Source organism: Nonlabens sp. (genome assembly GCF_018401815.1).
In the GTDB taxonomy this organism is placed as follows: domain Bacteria; phylum Bacteroidota; class Bacteroidia; order Flavobacteriales; family Flavobacteriaceae; genus Nonlabens.
In genome coordinates, this window is the sequence record NZ_JAGYKG010000029.1 from 1 (window position 1) to 1,103 (window position 1,103).

Genomic DNA, 1,103 nt, shown 5'->3' on the forward strand with positions numbered 1-1,103 from the left:
AATCACATTTACTGTTATAATACTCAATTATTTTATTTTTTCCTTGTTCAATAAAGCTTTGGTATTTCGGGTCAGCAACCTTTAGATTTTTTAGTGCAGCCATATATGCTTTAGTTTCAGTTTTACCTACACCTTTTAGTGTTACTGATGTACTTGAAAACAAAGTGCCTTCAACACCATCTCCGATGTAAAGAGTTATTTCTAAAGTATATGCTTGCATAGGAGGGGCAGTAGGAGTAATATCCTTAGTTAAAACAACAACATTGGCTGTAATAATAAAACGATTATTTAAAGAACTGCCTCCCATACCATTTTTTGTAGCAATCTGATGTAACTTGTTTTGCAAATTTGATTGAGCAGAGGATGTTAGTCCTTCAATTTGATCTGAAACTACAGCTGCAAGGGCGATACGACCTGCATCATCTGCTTTCCCTTGATTGTTTTGAGCAAACAAAATTAAATTCAAAAGAAAAAATCCTATTATTAATGTTATTTTTTTCATATTATTTATTTTTAATATTTATTTTTCACCTAAAACTAATTGAGCCTGACCAAGACCTTTCATCATTAATTTTGATTCAATTTGGTAAGTATCCTTTAAGTATTTTCTTAATCCGTTTGCCCATCCTCTGGCATCTAGTGCTCTTTGGCTGCCATTTCTTTCGATATACAAAGGAATCCGAACTTGTTCCATTAACATCATATTCTCAGTAGAAGTTGAGGTCGAGAATCTGCCCTCAACAGTATTACTAGCAACCCAATCTTCTAATAAAAATCCAAGTTCATCATCTCCAAACTCATCTGTTTCTAAATCATAATCCCATGTATCCCATGTCATAATGCGAAGCGTAATCTCCCGACCATTTGTAAACATATCATCAAAATGATTTTGAAGTTGTACATTAAAATTATCAAGGTGTGAAAGAACGGCTTCCGCTAGTAATACTGGTAATTCAGCAGTCATTGATGGTTCACCAGTACCAGAAGCGCCAGCAATTTGCTTATCGGTATAAGCATCTAATCCTTGTAAATTGAAAGTAATTGATTTTTCAAATCCTAAATCATTAACTGTCCATGTCATTTGCATCCAAATATCTGCTTTG

Annotated in this window: 1 protein-coding gene and 1 pseudogene; both read right to left on the minus strand. The window is 33.6% G+C overall.

What is annotated here, in order from left to right; all coding sequences use genetic code 11:
* Positions 1-502, minus strand: a pseudogene (locus KG732_RS12990) (hypothetical protein); the annotation flags it as partial.
* 18 nt (positions 503-520) lie between these two features.
* A partial coding sequence (locus tag KG732_RS12995; RefSeq protein WP_300980465.1) for a DUF6175 family protein occupies positions 521-1,103 on the minus strand: 583 nt, incomplete at its 5' end.